The organism is Streptomyces argenteolus, from assembly GCF_042902585.1.
GTDB classification, from domain to species: Bacteria; Actinomycetota; Actinomycetes; order Streptomycetales; family Streptomycetaceae; genus Streptomyces; species Streptomyces argenteolus.
The window spans coordinates 395,382-413,467 of the sequence record NZ_JBIBEG010000005.1 but is presented as its reverse complement, the minus strand read 5'-3'; the positions used below and the strand labels follow the sequence as shown (position 1 = coordinate 413,467).

Annotated in this window: 22 protein-coding genes and 2 tRNA genes; 17 read left to right on the top strand and 7 right to left on the bottom strand. The window is 64.6% G+C overall.

The genetic code is table 11. From position 1 onward, the window contains the following. Positions 1-126 precede the first annotated feature (126 nt). Entirely contained in the window at positions 127-2,583 is a 2,457-nt protein-coding gene (locus tag ACFY8O_RS20635; RefSeq protein WP_387904349.1) for a restriction endonuclease, read from the bottom strand. Between the two features lie 328 nt (positions 2,584-2,911). Further along, a complete protein-coding gene (locus ACFY8O_RS20630) occupies positions 2,912-3,667 on the bottom strand; it encodes a GntR family transcriptional regulator (protein ID WP_387904346.1) in 756 nt (251 codons plus the stop codon). Between the two features lie 78 nt (positions 3,668-3,745). On the opposite strand from ACFY8O_RS20630, the gene ACFY8O_RS20625 reads away from it, so the two are divergent. The 4 genes from ACFY8O_RS20625 to ACFY8O_RS20610 all read left to right on the top strand — a co-directional run bounded on the left by ACFY8O_RS20625 (position 3,746) and on the right by ACFY8O_RS20610 (position 5,817). Next, complete coding sequence (locus ACFY8O_RS20625) at positions 3,746-4,024, top strand: hypothetical protein (protein ID WP_387904566.1); 279 nt, start codon at positions 3,746-3,748, stop codon at positions 4,022-4,024. A gap of 523 nt (positions 4,025-4,547) precedes the next feature. Further along, positions 4,548-4,772, top strand: coding sequence for a hypothetical protein (locus tag ACFY8O_RS20620; protein ID WP_387904343.1), 225 nt, complete (start codon positions 4,548-4,550; stop codon positions 4,770-4,772). Continuing rightward, the gene (locus ACFY8O_RS20615; protein ID WP_387904341.1) at positions 4,769-5,512 is read left to right on the top strand and encodes a GntR family transcriptional regulator; all 744 of its coding nucleotides are present in this window, start codon (positions 4,769-4,771) and stop codon (positions 5,510-5,512) included. The genes ACFY8O_RS20620 and ACFY8O_RS20615 overlap by 4 nt, the downstream gene beginning before the upstream one ends. After that, the gene (locus ACFY8O_RS20610; protein WP_387904338.1) at positions 5,509-5,817 is read left to right on the top strand and encodes a hypothetical protein; all 309 of its coding nucleotides are present in this window, start codon (positions 5,509-5,511) and stop codon (positions 5,815-5,817) included. Before ACFY8O_RS20615 ends, ACFY8O_RS20610 begins: the two co-directional genes overlap by 4 nt. 456 nt (positions 5,818-6,273) lie before the next feature. Here the strand turns inward: ACFY8O_RS20610 and ACFY8O_RS20605 are convergent, their stop codons facing one another. The 3 genes from ACFY8O_RS20605 to ACFY8O_RS20595 all read right to left on the bottom strand — a co-directional run bounded on the left by ACFY8O_RS20605 (position 6,274) and on the right by ACFY8O_RS20595 (position 9,223). Then, a complete protein-coding gene (locus ACFY8O_RS20605) occupies positions 6,274-7,257 on the bottom strand; it encodes a hypothetical protein (protein ID WP_387904336.1) in 984 nt (327 codons plus the stop codon). A 2-nt stretch (positions 7,258-7,259) separates the two neighbouring features. After that, on the bottom strand, positions 7,260-8,321 hold the full coding sequence (locus ACFY8O_RS20600; protein WP_387904333.1) for a DUF262 domain-containing protein: 1,062 nt from the start codon (positions 8,319-8,321) through the stop codon (positions 7,260-7,262). 437 nt (positions 8,322-8,758) lie between these two features. Continuing rightward, a complete protein-coding gene (locus ACFY8O_RS20595) occupies positions 8,759-9,223 on the bottom strand; it encodes an NUDIX hydrolase (RefSeq protein WP_387904330.1) in 465 nt (154 codons plus the stop codon). Positions 9,224-9,241: 18 nt separating this feature from the next. On the opposite strand from ACFY8O_RS20595, the gene ACFY8O_RS20590 reads away from it, so the two are divergent. The 12 genes from ACFY8O_RS20590 to ACFY8O_RS20535 all read left to right on the top strand — a co-directional run bounded on the left by ACFY8O_RS20590 (position 9,242) and on the right by ACFY8O_RS20535 (position 16,677). Next, on the top strand, positions 9,242-10,021 hold the full coding sequence (locus ACFY8O_RS20590; RefSeq protein WP_387904328.1) for a GntR family transcriptional regulator: 780 nt from the start codon (positions 9,242-9,244) through the stop codon (positions 10,019-10,021). A 139-nt stretch (positions 10,022-10,160) separates the two neighbouring features. Continuing rightward, entirely contained in the window at positions 10,161-10,520 is a 360-nt protein-coding gene (locus ACFY8O_RS20585) for an SCO3933 family regulatory protein (RefSeq protein ID WP_387904325.1), read from the top strand. A 2-nt stretch (positions 10,521-10,522) separates the two neighbouring features. Next, complete coding sequence (locus ACFY8O_RS20580) at positions 10,523-11,878, top strand: FtsK/SpoIIIE domain-containing protein (RefSeq protein WP_387904322.1); 1,356 nt, start codon at positions 10,523-10,525, stop codon at positions 11,876-11,878. An 83-nt stretch (positions 11,879-11,961) separates the two neighbouring features. After that, complete coding sequence (locus ACFY8O_RS20575) at positions 11,962-12,171, top strand: hypothetical protein (protein ID WP_387904320.1); 210 nt, start codon at positions 11,962-11,964, stop codon at positions 12,169-12,171. After that, positions 12,171-12,830 carry a DUF2637 domain-containing protein gene (locus ACFY8O_RS20570; RefSeq protein ID WP_387904318.1) on the top strand — a complete coding sequence of 220 codons (660 nt, stop codon included), beginning with the start codon at positions 12,171-12,173 and terminating at the stop codon, positions 12,828-12,830. Before ACFY8O_RS20575 ends, ACFY8O_RS20570 begins: the two co-directional genes overlap by 1 nt. 18 nt (positions 12,831-12,848) lie before the next feature. Beyond that, the gene (locus tag ACFY8O_RS20565) at positions 12,849-13,034 is read left to right on the top strand and encodes a hypothetical protein (protein WP_387904316.1); all 186 of its coding nucleotides are present in this window, start codon (positions 12,849-12,851) and stop codon (positions 13,032-13,034) included. Positions 13,035-13,039: 5 nt separating this feature from the next. After that, on the top strand, positions 13,040-13,231 hold the full coding sequence (locus tag ACFY8O_RS20560) for a mobile element transfer protein (RefSeq protein ID WP_056702241.1): 192 nt from the start codon (positions 13,040-13,042) through the stop codon (positions 13,229-13,231). Positions 13,232-13,243: 12 nt separating this feature from the next. Beyond that, positions 13,244-13,399 carry a hypothetical protein gene (locus ACFY8O_RS20555; protein ID WP_328895177.1) on the top strand — a complete coding sequence of 52 codons (156 nt, stop codon included), beginning with the start codon at positions 13,244-13,246 and terminating at the stop codon, positions 13,397-13,399. A 27-nt stretch (positions 13,400-13,426) separates the two neighbouring features. After that, positions 13,427-13,747: a SpdD-like protein gene (locus tag ACFY8O_RS20550; RefSeq protein ID WP_387904312.1), complete on the top strand. Its 321-nt coding sequence runs from the start codon at positions 13,427-13,429 to the stop codon at positions 13,745-13,747. Positions 13,748-13,838: 91 nt separating this feature from the next. Next, the gene (repSA, locus tag ACFY8O_RS20545) at positions 13,839-15,251 is read left to right on the top strand and encodes a replication initiator protein RepSA (protein WP_387904310.1); all 1,413 of its coding nucleotides are present in this window, start codon (positions 13,839-13,841) and stop codon (positions 15,249-15,251) included. Beyond that, positions 15,248-15,454, top strand: coding sequence for an excisionase family DNA-binding protein (locus ACFY8O_RS20540; RefSeq protein ID WP_387904308.1), 207 nt, complete (start codon positions 15,248-15,250; stop codon positions 15,452-15,454). Before repSA ends, ACFY8O_RS20540 begins: the two co-directional genes overlap by 4 nt. Continuing rightward, positions 15,451-16,677, top strand: coding sequence for a site-specific integrase (locus ACFY8O_RS20535; RefSeq protein WP_449341823.1), 1,227 nt, complete (start codon positions 15,451-15,453; stop codon positions 16,675-16,677). The genes ACFY8O_RS20540 and ACFY8O_RS20535 overlap by 4 nt, the downstream gene beginning before the upstream one ends. Positions 16,678-16,755: 78 nt before the next feature. Here ACFY8O_RS20535 and ACFY8O_RS20530 read toward each other — a convergent pair. Beyond that, positions 16,756-16,828, bottom strand: a tRNA-Arg gene (locus ACFY8O_RS20530). Between the two features lie 207 nt (positions 16,829-17,035). After that, a tRNA-Ser gene (locus tag ACFY8O_RS20525) sits at positions 17,036-17,126 on the bottom strand. A 413-nt stretch (positions 17,127-17,539) separates the two neighbouring features. Between ACFY8O_RS20525 and ACFY8O_RS20520 the strand changes: the two genes are divergently transcribed. Further along, positions 17,540-18,010, top strand: a complete 471-nt coding sequence (locus tag ACFY8O_RS20520; protein ID WP_387904304.1) for an SSI family serine proteinase inhibitor — start codon at positions 17,540-17,542, stop codon at positions 18,008-18,010. Positions 18,011-18,086: the final 76 nt, after the last annotated feature.

Here is an 18,086-nt window from a genome sequence, read left to right as displayed (position 1 = left end):
TGATGGCCTCCCGCCCGTGGCGGGCATGCCTGTACGGGGGCTCATTAGCACCAGTGCAACCAAGAGGTTCTGGAAACGTCTTGCGCTGACATCGCCAACACACAGAACCAGACCCCAATACGCCGATCAGTAATTCAGTGTGTCGAAGAGATCATCTACAGGGTCGGCAGTCGAGGGAAGGACAGGCGGGGGATACCTGGGTACTGAGACAACGCCGCCTCCTCCTTCGCGTTCGTCTTCCTCATATTCGAACCACCGCCTTTCCGCACCTTCAAATTCCTCACGCAAAAAGGCTAGACGTTCACGTAGAGGGGAAATGTCAAACACTTCACCCATATCGAATACTTCAAGAGCTCGCTGCACATCGTCGATTGCCACCTCACAATCTGTGAGATCGTTAACTCTATCCGACTCGTCGCGAATCCAAGTAGGCATGAATTCGGCAAATCGAGCCCGTAGGTCTGCTTCCAGAAATCGAGACTGTTCCGATTCTGGAACATCTAGCAATCCATACACAGAAATGACATTTCTGAAGTCATCCGGATGCTCCAGGTTTTCGGCCAGTTTACTGGCGATTATATCTCTCGCAGCAATGACAGCCGCTGTGAGTTCCCCGTATCGGGATAGGTAGCGCAGCAACGGAATTTCAAGAGTAAGAGGGTCTGTCGGAGTTTGGCACACGAGTCGATTACGCAGAGCCTCCATGATAAGTTGCAGAACTTCACCGCGTAGCAGGGTTTGGCCATGTTTTCCGTCGAGGAGAAGCATTGTGAGATGACGCTCGCCATCTGTGAACTCTTGCCGAACGAAACCGTAACGAGAATTCGAATCTCTCACCCAGTAGCAGGACTTGGCATCCATCAGTCGAACCATTGCCTGCATGACAAGGCCTTGTTGCCCTGCCGCCAGTTGAGGAACGCGCGCACTTTTCAGACGCTTAACGCTCGTTGCGGACGCGCCCAAAAATGCCTCAGCAGCCCCGAACAGCAGTGGGTCGAAACCAATTTCCCAGTTAGCGAGCGTTTGTGCTTGTTCAAAAAATGTGCAGCCAATTGAAATTTGAGAAATCTCTTCCGGCCTTGATGCCAGATAGGCCCTCACATAATCGATGAACGACGGATTAGCGAGGGCAACCAGCGTAGTAGGGTTGCCTGGATGGATTCCACTTAGAGCGTCAGTTAGGCGCGCATTGGAGTTCAGTACAACAAACGTACCGTCCAGCTTTTTCAAAGCCAGCTTTAGGTGATGCAGACTCGTGCGAGCTGAGCCATAGTTTGCTCTTTCATATGTCGTCAACGCGGCGTGCAGGTCACCCAGAAAGATTTTCTCGCCGACCGTGGCTAGGATGAGAAGAGAAATCCTTTCGGTCTCCCCCAGCTGGTTCTGAAAGATCTGCTCCCACAAATCTTTTGGGTTACGCAAGGCGTTTGCAAGATACTCGTAAAAGTCCGCACTTTTTCGGCCAGACCTCTTAAAGTTGGACGTTACTAGCTCGATGATTCGAGGATTGAAGTTGGCATGGTCAACGACGACTCGATAGCGCTTCTCACGCAGTACGGAACTAACCGCAGAGCTACCTAGCTCCGCGAAATGCATGTGATTGTAAAAGATCTGAGCTTTCTGGTGGCGCGTGTAATGCTCCAAGTTTAGGACCAGCTTTCCGTCTCGCAAGGCTGAGAGCCGATGCAGAGGTTCATGGATTTGCTCAGCCTGTTGAAGAATGTATTCACGCGTAGTCATGATAAGGCGCTTATTTCGAGAGCAACGCACCCTTTCGATTACCTGAGCAATTCTACTATCTTCGTTTTTGTTTAGCTTGTCAAGAAGGGACGTCTGCCCCAGAAAATCGTCATACAAGAATGCCTGCTTTTCCACAGGATTCCAGATGCGTTCGATATCTGAGATATCTTCGGATGCGACATGCACCTGCCACTCATCGGCGAGCAACCTCACGAGCAGAGTTTCCGCGAGGGTGGTTTTACCAATGCCTGGCTGCCCGGAAATGATGCAGACTTTATGACTCTCCAAAATTTCCAAAGAAGCAGGAAATGCTTCGCTGTGAACGTAAAGTTTTCGGCCACGGATGATTCTATCCACTAGGCTTTCGCTTCTGCGGTGGAGTTCCGAGTGCATCAAAAACTCGAGTACTGCGCTTGAGGTGATCCAGAGTTTGAAGTTTCTTTTCTCGACCTCCGGGTATAGCCGCAACAGATTGTCCAGATCGTCTACTCCGTAAATATCCTCTGGAGTGAGCCGCACTCCAGAGAAAAGCTTTGCGATCTCGGTCTTATTTCCACGCGTGAGAGATGCGGATGTTATGAGCATGTACCTACATTTGAAGCGGCTTCCGATTTTTCTCGCTTCGGCCTCAAGATTGCCCTTGATTTGTGCGTAAGTTCTCCCGGGTGAATGCTTGCATTGAACGATCAGTTCTTCTCTGCCAGCGCGATGGAGTCGCACATCGACCCCCCCGTCACGCCCTTGCGGAAATGTTTCCATCCTCACTCCGAGATTTGCCTGCAGAAGATCTCTGACGAGGATCTCGAAGTCATGGGGCGAGAGATCCGTGTATATGCGCGACATGGAGGTATCGTCCCACCACTACGGGTACTACTGCTGCCGTTTCAAGGGATTGCTGACCTCCCACTGAGGCACGCTTGCAGGCGTGAACAAAGTTGGCGCGAAGCGCCACAGCGGTCCAAGCCCCCTGTTCAGCTGACAGTATGGGGCGGGCCATGTCTTCCGTAAGCGCGTCGAGGGTCTGTTTTCGCGTAATTGTCTAAGGCTCTCTCGCCGCCATAGCGCAGTCACCCGTGGTGCACGGCGGCAGTCTGAGCCCCGCCACCAGCACGCAAGATGAAGAGCTCCCATACCGCGTGCCGAGGGGTGGGTACTGCTTTGTAGCTGCCTCTCAGCGGCATATTGGGATCTCGTAGACAATCTCGCAGTGCGCTGCGGGCACCACGATGTCTGCTGTCTCCACGGGCCGGCCCTGGTCGCTGTAGTACGTCCGCCGGATGTGCGTCACGAGTGCGGCCTTCTGGATGCCGAGTAGCGACGCTTCCTCGGTGGTCGCCTGCCGCGGCTCCGGCTGCTCCACCGCATGGCTGACGGTCACTCCGATCACCGCCATGCGGTTCACGACACCTGCCCCGGCGTGCGGCCCTCCCTCGGGGAGGACGACGAGTGTGCCGGCGGTGAGGTCGTAGGGCTCCCAACTCGTCGACAGCTGCACTGGCCTGCCGTCCGCCAGAAACTCGTATGTCGTCCGCACGCACAACTCGCCCTCGGCGATCCCCAGCCGCGCGGCGATCTCGGTCGGGGCCGGCACCTTCGCCTCGGTCCGACTCTCCCAATCGCTCTGCCTGCCGAGAGCCTGCATGTCCTGGCGGAACGGGGACCCCGTTGGCTGTTCGCGTGCGGACGACCGCACGACTCGAACGCGTTGCCGGGCTTCGGCGACGTACGTGCCCGATCCGGCTCGGCCTTCCAACACACCCTGGGAGATCAGCAACTCCTGTGCCCGGCGCACCACGTTCTCGCCCACGCCACACTCCTGGCCGATCTGCGCGCGGGAGGGGAGACGGTCCCCCGGTTCCCAGACGTGCTCCACGATGCGCTGCCGGAGTTCGTCGGCGATGCGGAGATACGGCGGTTGCTCAGACATATGGAAAATCTAGTCCACTAGCTCTAATCTAGTTAACTAGCTTCACTGAAAGTGATCGCCGGTGACGGGGGCTGTGCTGTGTCCGCTTCGGGAGTGAGTGCGGCGGATATCGCCGCCCGGCTGTCCGCCGCCGGGCTCCCCACGCGCGTGGAGGAGCACAACCGGTTCACAACGGTCGAGGCAGAAGTACCGGAAACGCTCTCCGCCGAGTCATGGCGGGAGGTCCTGGACGTGGTGGCCGATGCCGATCGATTCGGACTCCTGGCCACCAGCTTGAACGGCCGCACCTTATGGGCGGTCGTACGCAAAACGGTCCCCACGACGGGCGATGTCGGGGGACCGGGCTATCAGCGATAGGAGCTGAACAGCATGCTCAACCGTATCCGTCGTGCCGCCTCGCTCACCAGAGAGCGGTACATCTCCAAGGGCTGGCACCGCCGCCCCTTACCGCCTTCCCGGCCGCTGGCCGCTCGCACCTCCGCTGCGTCGGCTGACGCGTCGACCGTCGTCCTGGGCCAGCCTTCGACTGGCGCGGTCCACCGTCGCCCGCTGAGGGGTGAGGACGTCGCGCTTGTCCGTCCGTACCTGGTGGCGTGGGAAGAGCGTCTACAGGCCCGAGCGGTGGTTGTCGCGCCTCGCCTGCCGGCCGATGCCTGGTCGGCCCTGGCAGGGGTTCGCTGATGCCCCCTTGTCGACAGCCACGCGGTGCGGACACCGCTTCCGTCCCCTACCGCTCGATCGCGTGCCGGATCGGCACACACTTCTCCTGCGTTGAGTCCTCCCCGTTCTTGGCACCAGTCGACGTCCCGGTGATCTATGAGGCCTGCGACTGCCCGTGCCACGCGACGCCCGACCGGTCCGTGCCCGTGGAGGTGACGCCTTGAGGCCTCAAGTCCCCGTCGGTGCGCTGGTTTCCCACATCGAGGTCACCGCGGCCACGGTGCAGCGCGGCGACATCATCCAACTCGGCGGCCAGGCATGCCGGGTGAGAGACCTTTTCCAGCTCCCCCAAGGGGCCAAGCAACTGGTCTTCGAGTCGGGCGAACTGCTGGCCATACACGCTCGTACTCGGCTCGTCGCCGTACGACTGATGAGAAGGCGGTGACCGGCGCCGTGCCCTCTCGTCACCACGACATCGCCGACGATCTCCGCCACCAGATCACGACGGGCAGCATCAAACCTGGCGAGCGCCTAACGTCCGAAGTCGGCCTGGCCACCCGGTACAAGGTCAGCACAGTGACCCTGCGCCGCGCCATCGCCGTGCTCCAGGGCGAAGGCCTCGTCGAGAAGATCCATGGCAAAGGCAACTTCGTCCGTCACCCCCGTCGCAAGATCATGTACGTCGGTGGATGGGGCACGCTGGATCCCTGGACCGCCGCTGAGCCAACGGTGCGCGTCACGGTTCGCAGCACCGCGGTTCCGGCCTCGCTGCACCTGGCGACGCTGCTGAAGGTGCCAACGGGGCGCCCTCTCGCGGAGTACACCTGCCTCAGCCTCGAACACGGGTCGCCGCATGGCCTGGCCCGCATCTACATCCCGCGCGACCTGGCCCCGGCCGGAGTCCTCGACGACGACTCCGCGTGCCGCGAGGCGGTCACGAGATTCGCCGTCCTCGGCCCGCCGCCGGCCACGATCCAAGAGACGGTCTGCGCCCGCTCTCCCACCCCCCACGAAGCGTCGGCCCTCCGGATCGGAAACAACATGGCCGTTCTCGCGATCACCCGCATCGCCACCGATGCGGCCGGCCGCGTCGTTGAAGCCGCGCTCCTGGCCTTTCCGGGAGATCGAGCCGACGCCGTTTTCACCGCCCACCACGTGCTCAATGAGAGGCCAACCCAAGGATGACGACATCGAACGAACTTAGGCTCCTCCCGTGGTCGGGCCCGGGGGACAAGCCCTGCTACCTGAGCACTGACGACCCGGACGGCTACATGTCCCGCCTCGCGGACGACATCGAAGCGATCCAACTCGACACGGCAAGCGCACTGTTGGAAGAGGCCTCAGCAACTCTCGACGACCAGGGCACGTCCCCTGGCGAGATGCGGTGCCTGGCCAACGAGCTGACCGGGGCTCTGCGGGATGTCTACCGCGTCGCAACGAGCCGTGGCCACCTCCGGCCAACGAGCGATCCGCGTGGGTCCGCCTATTGATCCACGGCCACGCCGACCAGCACAGCAAGAGAAGCCCATGGCTCTGACCAGATCAGATGCCATGGGCTTCTGGCTTTGTCAGCCGACTTCCGTCGGCCTTGGACGGTCAGAGGGCTACTTTGTTCCGAAGTAACTTGAGTGGGCGTCTGGCCTTGGACGCAACAAGTCGCGTTCGCCGGGTGGTGACACCGGAACTCTTCGACGTTCATGCTGCTGACGACAGCCGGCCTTCGGGTAGCGGCAAAGAAAAGATGACGTAGGAGGGCCCTCCATCCAGTGGTGCCCTTCTGCGTCGTGGCGCCTCCAACCAAGGTTCCGGCAAACGGGCGCTCCTCACCTGTTTCAGCGGTTAGCAGTGCCCTCAATTGCCTCGCCGATCCAACCTGGGGCATGACGACACGCCAGCCCTGTTGGTATCTCTTTGTACCACCCGCGTCGAAATTATGGGGTGGCACGCTAGCCTTCGAAGTCGAATGCCTTTGGGATGGCCTCTAGATTATGGAAGTCTCGTAGTTCGACACTGTCAACCACCACAAATTTCGACAAGTTGGCCCCGGGGACAATTGCTGACCCTACAGCGCCGAGGGCAATTTGGAAGATAGAGCCGCTCATCAGTCCGGCGCAATCCCCTGCCTTCTCCACTTTCTCCTTGATGGCTGATGCCAGGACAAGTGATTTAGCGGGGGCCGACCAGCCGCCAGCGTAACTCTTCACCAAGGAGTAGAAGTTGTCGGCAAAACGACTCCAACTTGCTGGCTCTAGTTCTCTTGAGATCGCCCCAGACTCGACCAGCTGCCTGAATATCTCCACGATCTCTTGCTTTGCGTCAGACTCTGGATGAGGTGACTTTGGAACGATCTCCACGTTGGCTTCAAATCCCGAAATGAGAAGCTCGCTCTGCTCAACTGATGCCTTCAGGAGGGCCGCAAGTCGCTGCTTGCGCCAGTCGAAGTCGTCAGTTTTGTACACTAGGTTATGGGTGACAACGGACCAGGCGTACTCGAAGGCGGTAGGGATCTGAACCTCGAACTGAATTCCGGCCGCTTCTTCAGGGATCTCCAATCCTGGAAGATATCGAATCCTTCCTACGAAGCGAGTCGAGTCGAATCGGAATACTTCAGGTGCCTTCTGTGTCGAATTTCTTCTGCGTACTTCGACCTCGTCAAACGCCCCTGAGAGAAATCGAAGTACTGCATCCTCATGCGTGGCCGTCGGTACCACGACAGTGCAGGCGTACAGGTCGTCGACCTGAGACCAGCGTTCAAATCGACCAGATTCCAATTTCTCGGACAGGGAAGGGAGCTGTTTCTTTCTACCCTTAAATGGATAGCTACGCTGGTCGCACCAAGCCCTCAACGTTTGGGACACGTACCGATCGACAACGTCTAGCGTCGGCTCAATCTGCCGATAGGCATTGAGTACGCGACTCGGAATGGCCATCCCTAGCCCTCCGATTCTCCTGTGAGGACCTTGGAGATGATAGCGATTCGGGTGTTCCTTTGTTTGGCGTCATTCGAAGCCGACCGTGCAGCGTTGTAATAGAGGAGTGCTCGTTTGTTATCGACCCGCATTTCCTCGTCCGATACCTTCTCAAGGAATCGGGCCAGACGCTCCGCTGCCTTCGAGGCTGAAGGTAGACAGTTACTCGCCTGTAGCTCGACTGAAGAGCCGAATAGTGAATAGAAGTCGGCCTGATTCTTGATTCGTCGCACAGGGGGAGGGAAGTTTGCCAAGTTGGAGTCGGAGAATACTTGCTTCAAGTATTCAATCGTCTGTGTGAACTTTGCCCGAGCGGCTGTTTCGGCCTCCCACTCGCTGTCTCTGTTGCTGTATGCCACATCGAGCTCTTCTTGCGAGAAGGCCTGGGGGCCGTTCTCAATGAGCAGAAGCAACTGAGCGACAAGCTCAACGTCCTTCATCTGCCGTTTCGACGCGGGGGCGAAGTGGGGAACGCTAACTGGAAGAGATTCTTCTACGAGTTCTGTCATGTCCTCTGCGGCCCTAGCGAATCGCCCATCAAATTTCGCGTGCCTGAGTTCTTGCTTGGTGAGCTTCGCCACGTTGCGGTTAATGCGATCGAACACATTGTTGAGGGTCGCTTCATCTGTTGTCGGAAGGTACTCAACGAGGAACTGGTAAGTCCAGAATGACTTCTTCGTTTCGTCATCTAGTGTCGTGAAATACCTTCCCTGGAACCGCTCCAGTACGGAATCTTCCGCGATCGGGAAGTCTCCTGAGATGAATTCAAAGATGGCGGTGAGGCGCTGCTTTCCGTCTACGACATGATAGTGTGCCGTGCCATCTGCCCGAATGTCTTCATGGAGAAAGATTGCAGGGGCTGGGTACCCCAGGAGAATCGTCTCGACGAAGTATTCTTTGTACTGCTGGTTCCAGACCGAGCGCCTTTGATAAGGCGGGGTCAGGTTGAGGAGTTGGCGGTTATTGAGGTCGTTAAACCAGGCAATAGTCTGTAGCGATTGCCGACGCTCAAGTCGCTCTGCCATGCTGCCCACTTCCATCTTGCCCCGGTCCACTTACTCTGGGATCGGTGTAAGCGTAGGGCGTGCCTGCAGCCAAAGCTCGAGGTTCGGGGCGATCGCCCAAGGTCGGTGGAGCGGGTTTGGTCGGTGGCCTGCCCGGTTTGGGGTCGAGCATGATCAGGGGGCCGTACGCTGGCCGGCAACTCGGGCAGGCTGTGATCCTGCCCGGAATTTGAACGAGTGGCCCCCTGGCCTTGCTCGACGCGGGACCCGAACCGGGGAGGTGGCTAAAGCCGCGGAGCCGGCCGCCCCAGCCACAGAGGGTGTCTCCTACTTCATGCCCGCAGTCGCCGAGCGCGCCGCCGGGCGCGGCCAGCCGGGGCGGAGACAGGAGGCAGGCCGCGCCGCTTAGGCGGCGCGCGCCCGCGCCGTGCGCGGGCCTTGATGAAGTAGAGAAAGTCTTATCCCGCTGTGGTGAGTTGCTTGCCGTCGTGGCTCCGCACGTGGGGGCCCTTGTCGTCCAGGGCGTCCAGGAGTCTGATCGCGTAGACCTCGGACATGCGCTCGGTGACCTCGTCGGGCGTGAGCCAGGCAACGGCTGTCGACTCGCTTGAGGTGCGCTCGGTGCCGCCGGAGGGCTTGCAGCGGAAGACCAGGGCGACGATGCCTCGGGTCGTGTTCTTGTAGACGCCGGTGAGTTGGTCCACCTCGACGCGAATGCCTGTCTCTTCCCAGACCTCGCGGGCTACGCCGGCTTCGGGTGTCTCGTTGAGTTCGAGGATGCCGCCGGGAAGTTCCCAGGTTCCGTTGTCGGCTCGGCGGATCGCCAGGAGGCGGCCGTCCTCGCGCACCACTACTCCGGCTACGGACACGGAGTGCAGGGGAGGGGGTGTCGCTTCCTGTGGTTGACTCATGTAAAGGAGCATAGGAGGCAAGGAAGGACTATGGGAACTGCGGCGGGAGGGGCCGGTTCCGGGCCTCGGTATGTGCAGATCGCTGACGACCTCGTGCAGCAGATCCGGGCGGGTGTTCTCAAGGCCGGCGACATGGTGCCGAGTGAATCCGAGCTGGTGGACCGCTACGGCGTCTCAGGCGGGACGATCCGTAAGGCCATGGTCGAGGTGCGGGCGAGTGGGCTCGTCGAGACCCGGCACGGCAAGGGCTCGATCGTGAAGAACCGGCCTCCCGTGCGGCACCGCTCCTCTGATCGCTTCCGGCGCTCGCTCCGGCAGGGTGGCCAGGCCGCATACCTCGCGGAGTCCGCGCAGTCCGGTGCCACCGCGAAGGTCAGCGTCCTCTACATCGGCCCCATGGACGCGCCCGAGGATGCCGCCGAGCGCCTGGGCGTCCCCGCCGGTACGCAGGTGCTGGCTCGTCGGCGCCTCTACTTCCGTAACGGCACCCCGGTCGAGACCGCCTCGTCCTACCTGCCGTGGGACGTGGTGAAGGAGATCCCGGAGCTGTTCGCCGAGAACCCCGGGGGCGGTGGCATCTACGCCCGACTCGAAGACCACGGGCATGAGTTCGCGGAGTTCGTCGAGAACCTGCAAGCGCGCCCGGCCTCGAAGTCGGAAGCGTCGGAACTTGCGCTCAGCCCGGGTGCGCCCGTGGTTCACCTGATCCGGGAGGCGCGTACGACCGCGGGCCGTGTGGTTGAGGTGTGCGACACGCTCATGGCCGCTGACCAGTTCGTTTTCGAGTACCGGATCCCTGCCGGCGACTGACGCCCGTTCAACTCCCCGCTGCCCGTCGTGAGTTCTTCTTCGCGGCGGGTTGACTCATGTACAGGAGCGATGCACTCTTGTACACGTCACTCATATACATGAGTGACAGAGTTCGGCATCTATAGAGGAGTAATCTGCTGTGCGTCAGATTCCCGTCGACACCTCCAGCGCGGTCGTGATGGTCGCCAAGACTCCGCAGGTCAAGGTGCGTGACCGTCGTACCGGCGAGATCGCCACCGACATGGAGACCGGTGCTCAGCTCATGACGGTGGACGTGATGTTCGCGGCGAACGAGGAGGTGGAGATCCTGTCCGTCACCGTTCCAGAGCCCGGGATCAGCGGTGAGCTGTCCATGGGTACGCCGGTCGCGCTCACCGGCCTGGTCGCCCGTCCGTGGGAGAACGACTTCAACGGCCAGCGGCGGCACGGCATCGCGTTCCGCGCGGTCGCGGTCACCTCGCTCGTCGATGTCGCCGCCGCAGGGTCGAAGGCGGCCTGATCATGACCGCCTTCACGGTCGTTCTGGTGCTGGTCGTCGCCGCTGCGGGTCTCCTGCGGTGGCGGCGCCCCGCCTGGTACTGGTTGGCCTTCGGGGTCACTCTGGCCGCGTTGCGGGTCCTGGTCCGGTACCGCTCGGTCATGGACGCGTGCGGGTTGACCGTTCCGCCCGCGCGGTGGCGGTTAGCCCTGGCTCGGGCCACCAACCGGCCGATACCTGAGCCCCGCCCGCCGCGCATCCGACAGCTGCGGCCGACTCGCACCGGTCTGGTCCTGCGGCTCAAGCTCCGTCCCGGACAGGACGCCTTCGACATTGCCGCGGCCTCGGACCGGCTCCGGCACTCGTTCTCGATGTTCGGCGTCATCTCGCGTGAGGTGCGGTCCGGTGTCGTCGAGGTACGGATGACCGGATACGACGTGCTCAAGCGGGTGCAGATGCCTGCCGAGACCGAGCCCCGGCCGATGCGGGTACCGGTCGCCCTTCGGGCGGACGGGGCGGTGCACTACCGCGACTACCGGGCGATACCCCACGCCCTCACCCTCGGCGCCACGGAGTCCGGCAAGTCCGTCTACCAACGCAACCTGGTTGCCGGGCTGGCCCCCATGGACGTGGCCCTCGTCGGCATCGACTGCAAGCAGGGGGTCGAACTCTTCCCGCTGGCCCGCCGGTTCTCCGCGCTGGCCGACAGCCCGGACACCGCCGCCGAACTCCTCGACGCACTCGTGGCCCGGATGGCAGACGTCTACCGCCTCATCCGTACCCAGCAGCGCATCACTGTCGATGTGCCGGACGCGGAGATCGCCGCCGACATCTGGGACCTGCCGGATGAGATCCGGCCGACACCGGTTGTCGTCCTGGTCGACGAGGTGGCCGAACTCGCTCTGTACGCAACGAAGGAGGAGGAGAGGCGGCGGGACCGCATCATCACCGCTCTGGTCCGCCTCGCACAGCTCGGCCGCGCGGCCGGCATCTACCTCGAAATCTGCGGACAGCGCTTTGGCTCCGAACTCGGCAAGGGCATCACCATGCTCCGCGCCCAACTCACCGGCCGTACCGCCCACCGCCTCAACGACGAGACCTCCGCCAACATGGCCTTCGGCGACATCGCCCCGGACGCGGTCCTCGCCGCCATCCAGATTCCCGCCGACATGCGAGGCCTCGCCATCGCGGGCGACTCGTCCGGCGGGTGGCACCGCATCCGCGCTCCGCACACCTCGCTCCGCCAGGCCGTGAACCTCTGCAACCGGTACGCCGACCGCACCCCTGACCTGCCCGAGCTGGCCCCCTTCCGGCCTGCCGTGACCGGTCCCGCCATCGCTCTCGCGCCTTCGGCGAAGGCTTCTCCGGCCACCGCCTGATTCCTCCCCGATCCACCCGGTAGGCGCGACAGTCTTCGCGCCGGATCCCTACCCCCTCCATGCCCAAAGAAGGGAGAACCGCCATGTGCCCGGACTGCGAGGACTTCGCCCGGACCGTGCTCCTGCTCGGCCAACTCGCCCTGTACGCCGACATGGCCGGCGCCGACCTCGACTTCGCGGACGCCGTCAGCTCGTCGCTCGCCGTGTCGCTGCCGGAGCCGCCGCAGGGCACTTTCCCGGACGACTACGACGACCCGAACGGCGGTCCCGCCCACCCCGGTGAGGACTCCTGATGGGCGCCCGGCACGGCCTCCGGGTCGACGCGGTGCTGATCCAGGCAGTGATCGCCGGAGCCCTGTCCTTCGCTCACCTGCACGACCTCGCCGCCGCTGCCGGACAGGACGGCTGGAAGGCATGGGCCTACCCGGTCAGCGTCGACCTGCTCCTTGTCGCCGCGTGGCGTCGGCTGCGCAGTGAGGGACCATCCCGGCTGGCCTGGTGCTGGTTCCTGGTCGCCCTGTTCGCCTCGCTCGGCGCCAACGTCGCCACCGCCGGATTCCTCGACCTGGCCGACCCGCCTGCACCGCTCCGCCTCGGCATCGCCGGTTGGCCTGCGCTCGCCTTCCTCGGCGGCACCCTCCTCGCGCACTCGTCGGGGCATGCGGAGTCGGCCCCGGTTCCGCCGGCCACCGTCGCGGACGCGGAGGACATCGGGCCGGTGCCTGTGCCTGATGCCGTCCCGGCCCCGTCCCCGGCTGAGGAAGCCGGTACGCCTCAGGCCCTGCCCTCGCCCCCGACTCCGCAGGTCCCCACCGCACTGGTCGACCACGCCCGCAAGGTCGCCGACGAATACCGAACCCGCACCGGCTCCCCGATCGACACCGACACCCTCCGCTCCCGCCTCGGCGTCCCGCCCCACCTCGCCGACGCCATCGCCGCCCGCCTCACCTGATCGCAAGGGAGAACAGAGATGACCAACGATCCCGCCGACCTGACCATGGCCGACTACCTCGACGGAGCGCGTGACATGGCCGCGGCCGGACGCTCCTTCCTCGCCCACCTGCTCGCCGAGGAAGCCGCACGACGCGTCGACGACCCGGCCACCGCCCGCAACATCCGCGCCCAGTACCCCGACCCCACGACCGACAGGGGCTGACCGGCATGCCCGCCCGCGACAGCTTCCACTCCGTGATGCGGATCGGCCCCGTGCAGATCGGCACCCACCGCGACCGCACCGGCCGCACCGCCCACGCCGCCGTGTGCACCGCCGACCGCTGCGGCTGGTCCGCCGACTACTCCAGCCGGACCGCCGCCCAACTCGCCGCCCGCACCCACCGCTGCACCGCCCGTTAGGAGACAGCGTCCATGGACGTCCCCCTCTGGTTCGCCCTGCTGGCCGTCGGCTACCTCGGCATCAAGCTCTTCCGCCCGCCGCTGTGGCTGATCTGCGTGCTCCTCCTCGGCGGCTACCTCCTCGCCGACAGCCTCTTCGCCTCCGTAATCGACACCGCCGTCAAGTAACCCGCACCCGGGAGAAGAGAACCCACCATGTTCCAGCCCAAGATCCCGACCATGCCCCAGCCCACCGGCCTGATCACCCCGCACGCCGTCATCCGGCCGACCACCATCACCCCGGGCACGCCGGTCCAGCCCCCGGCGCCCACCGCCGCCCCGGTGCCGTCCCGTCCGGTCGTCCAGCTCACCCCGGGCACCGCGCTCGCACTCGTCGGCGCCGGCACCGCCGTGGTCCTGGTCGTCGGCACCGTCCTGGTCTCGCTGCTCCTGGCGGTCGCCATCACCAGTGCCTCGGTCGCCGTCTGCGCGGTCGTCTTGCGCTCCCTGATCGCCTCCGACGCCAAACGCCGCTGACCGGCCCCCGGGCGGCCTCGATACCGCCAAGCATCCGCCGCCCGGGAGCCGTCCCCACCGATCGATCTCTCAACCGGAAGGAACCCCCAGCATGGCCCACCGGGCCTCACCCTCGACACGGAAGCCGTCCATGCCCGCCCCATCGCTCGACCCGGCCGTCCTCGGGGACGTCCTCCGGGTGGCCTCAGCCTCCGACTACACCCGCTGGGAAGACCAGATCCGCCGTACCGGCGGCTGCGCCGACCCCGTCCACCTGAGCGGCTGGGTAACCCACAAGGACAAGACCAGCGGCGAGACCCTGCACCGCTACTCCACCGCGTACGAGCCGGGTGGACGCCTCCGTATCGCCTGCGGCAACCGCCGCGCCTCCCGCTGCACCTCCTGCGCCTGGACCTACGCGGGCGACACCTACCACCTGATCCGCGCCGGTCTCGCCGGAGACGACCGCCGCGACATCCCCGCCACCGTCCGCGACCACCCGCGCGTCTTCGCCACCCTCACCGCCCCATCGTTCGGCCCGGTCCACAACCGCCCCAACCGTGGCACCTGCCGCTGCGGAACCCCGCACGCCACCGACGCCCCGGACCTCGGCACCGCCCTCGATCCGGACTCCTACGACTACGCGGGCGCCGTGCTCTTCAACAACCAGGCCGGTCAGCTCTGGCAGCGCTTCACCACCCGACTCCGCCGCGAACTCGCCATCCACGCCGGCATCCCACGCCGTGAGCTGGGTGATCATCTCCGCGTCTCCTTCGGCAAGGTCGCCGAATTCCAGAAGCGTGGGGCCCTCCACTTCCACTCCGTCGTACGCCTCGACGGCCCGGACGGACCCGGCACACCGCCACCCGCTTGGGCCACGGTCGACGCCCTCACTGACGCGATACGAGCCGCCGCCGCGCACTCGTACACGTCGGTCTCGGTCCCGGCTGCCGGTGACCAGCCGTCCCGAACGTTCCGTTGGGGCCGACAGCTCGACGTCCGCCCGGTCAAAGCCTTCGGCGACGGCTCCGACGTCACCGAACAGGCAGTCGCCTCCTACGTGGCCAAGTACGCCACCAAAGCCGCCGAGAACAGCGGCACCCTGGACCGCCGCATCGGCGAGCTCGCCGAACTCGACCGCCACCGCGTCCCCGATCACACCCGTCGGCTCATCACCGCATGCCGAGAGCTCGACCACCTCTATCCGGACCGGCGCCTCTGGGCCTGGGCGCACATGCTCGGCTTCCGCGGCCACTTCTCGTCGAAGTCGCGCACGTACTCCACGACCCTCGGTGCCATCCGCCAGGAACGCGCCGACTACCGCGCCGCCCAGGAAGCGCCCGCCCTCGGCCTCGCCGACCGCGAACCGGACACCGTCCTCGTCATGACCGATTGGCAGTACGTCGGCCACGGGCACACCCCCGGCGAAGGGGCCCTTGCCGCCACCATCGCCCGTGATCTCCAGACCAACCGCGAGACCGCCCGCGAAGCCCGGTATGACGCTCTGAAAGGGACAGCCGTATGACCACCACCGTGATCGAGCGCAAGTGGCACTCCACCACCGAGGTCGCCGAGATGCTCGGCTTCGGGCTCTCCAAGACGAAGATGCTCGTGCTCACCGGGGAGATCCGCTCCGTGAAAGTCGGCCGCAACCGCCGCATCCTCCCGGCCTGGGTGGACGAGTACATCCAGCGCGTCTCCGCCGAGGCCGAAGGGTGGGCGGCATGACCGGCAAGCGCGGCAACGGAGAGGGCTCCATCTACCCGTACAAGAACGGCTTCGCGGCCTACGTCTGGGTGACCAAGCCGGACGGGAAGCGCGCTAGGAAGTACGCGTACGGCAAGACCCGCGAAGAGGTCCACGACAAGTGGCTGACGCTCCACGCCGAAGCGAAGAAAGGGCCGGTGGCCACCCGGCACCGCACCCTCGACGCCTTCCTGACGTACTGGCTCGACTCGATCGTGAAGCCCAACCTCGCCCCGCTGTCCTACGTCTCGTACGAGGGGTACGTCCGGCTCTACATCGCCCCTCACCTCGGCTCCAAGCGGCTCGACAAGCTCACTGTCCGCGATGTGCGCGAGTGGCTGACCAAGCTGGGCACCGTCTGCCAGTGCTGCGCCCAGGGCAAAGACGAGAAGAGGGCGGCTGCTCGACGGAAGTGCTGCGCGGTCGGCGACTGCTGCGAGTCGTACCCGTCCCGCCGGGTGATCCAGGCCTCCCGGGACGCTCTGCGGGCTGCGCTGACCCACGCGGTCACGGAAGAGGAGATCGGCAAGAACGTCGCCTCGCTGGTGAAAGTGCCCAAGCCTCGACGCCGCCGGATCAAGCCGTGGTCCGTCGCTGAGGCCGGCCAGTTCCTCGCGGACGCTGCCGCACGCGACGACCACCTCTTCGCAGCCTGGGTTCTCGTGCTGACACTCGGCCTGCGCCGCGGGGAGGTGCTGGGGCTGACGTGGAAGTCCATCGACTTCGACGCCGGCGAGCTGTACGTGGACCACCAGATCCAGCGGGCTGGCCGGCAGATCCTCCACCGCGAGACCAAGACCGAGGACTCCGACGACTTCCTACCGCTGCCGTCCCTCTGCCTCAAGGCCCTCCGGATGCGTCGGACTCAGCAGATCGGCGACCGGAAAGCCGCGGGCGAACTCTGGCAGGACGTTCACGGCCTGGTCTTCACGACCAAGTACGGGACTCCGATCGAGCCTGGGAACCTCACCCGGATGTTCGCGCTTCGGGCTCGCCGTGCCGGCCTCCGGGGCATCCCGCTGCGGAACACTCGGCACACGTGCAGCTCGCTCCTGGTCGCCCTCAAGGTGCACCCGAAGATCGCCCAGCGGATTCTTCGCCACTCTCAGATCGCCATGACGATGGAGGTCTACGCCGAAGCGAGCGAGGAAGAGGTACGAGACGCGATCGGCAAGCTGTCCGACGCGATGGGCGGTACCGACTGACACGGTTGCTGTACTTCGCTGCTGTACGGGCAACGCGAGAGGCCCTCAGGATTTCTCCTGAGGGCCTCTCGCCTGCTGTGCACTCGGCAGGATTCGAACCTGCAACCTTCTGATCCGTAGTCAGATGCTCTATCCGTTAAGCTACGAGTGCGTGTTCCTCGGCCTGGGCCTCGGTCCCGCCCCCCGGGTTTTTCTCCCCGGTCGGCGTTGCGAGAACAACATTACATGACCTGCGCCGTGACGCGAAATCCATTAGCCATACATCTCCTGACCTGCGAAAACGCCCCCGTGGGGCTGGATTCCCCGCCCCCGGGACGACCGAAGCCCCGTGCCAGGGGCACGGGGCTTCGGGATCTTGCGGAGGCGGAGGGATTTGAACCCTCGATGGGCTTTAAGACCCAAACCGCATTAGCAGTGCGGCGCCATAGACCGGACTAGGCGACGCCTCCAGCACACCCCGCGCGAGCGCGAGTGGTGCGTGCAGATGATGACACAGTCGAGCGTGCTGTCACCAATCGCCGCCCACGGTACTAGGCAGGTGGGCGGCGAGGCAAAGCGCCCTGCGGCGGGGCGCGCGAACGCCGGAGGCCACGCGAACCGTCTGCGGGCCGCCCGAACGCCGGCGGGTCCGGCGAGCGAGCGGCGGGCCCCGCACAGGCCAAAGGTCCCGCGTGCGGCCCGGCGTTTCCGGTCGGCCCCCCATGAGTTGCGCAACGTGCGGGCGTGCGGAGCGTTAGAGAAGGCGAGGGCTCCGCCCTCAGTCCGTCACCTCGTGTGTCCGGTGGGCGCGTGCTTGGACCCGGCGCGTACACCGGAGCAGCCCGGCGCGCTCCTGGGCGCGCCAGAACAACAGGAGCCCCGCATGCTTCGCCGTCTCGCCCTCACCGCCGTCGCCTCCCTCGCCGCGCTGTCCGCAGCCGCCCCCGCCGCCACGGCCGTCACCCCCCTCGTGCCGCTGCCTCCGCTCCCGCTGCTCCAGGGGGACTGGCCCGGGGAGTCGGACGAGCGGACCCGGCTCACCATCACCGTGTCGGAGTCCGGCAACCCGGCGGCGAACGGAACCTTCGAGCTGGAGTGCGATCCGGCGGGCGGCAGCCACCCGGAGGCCCAGCGGGCCTGCGACCTGCTGGACGAGGCCGCGGAGTCGGGCGACAACCCGTTCGTGGCGACGGACCGCAACGCCATGTGCACCCAGCAGGCCGGCGGGCCTGCCGCCGCCCGGGTCCAGGGCACCTGGCAGGGGGAGGACGTCGACGCACGGTTCAGCCGCGCGAACGGCTGCGAGATCTCGCGCTGGAACAAGCTCGTGCCGGTACTCCCCTCCGCGAGGTGACCGGCCCGGCCGCTGCGACGCACCCACCCCGGGCCGCGTCGCAGCGTGCCCGGGGCGGGCGCCCATGGAACAGCCC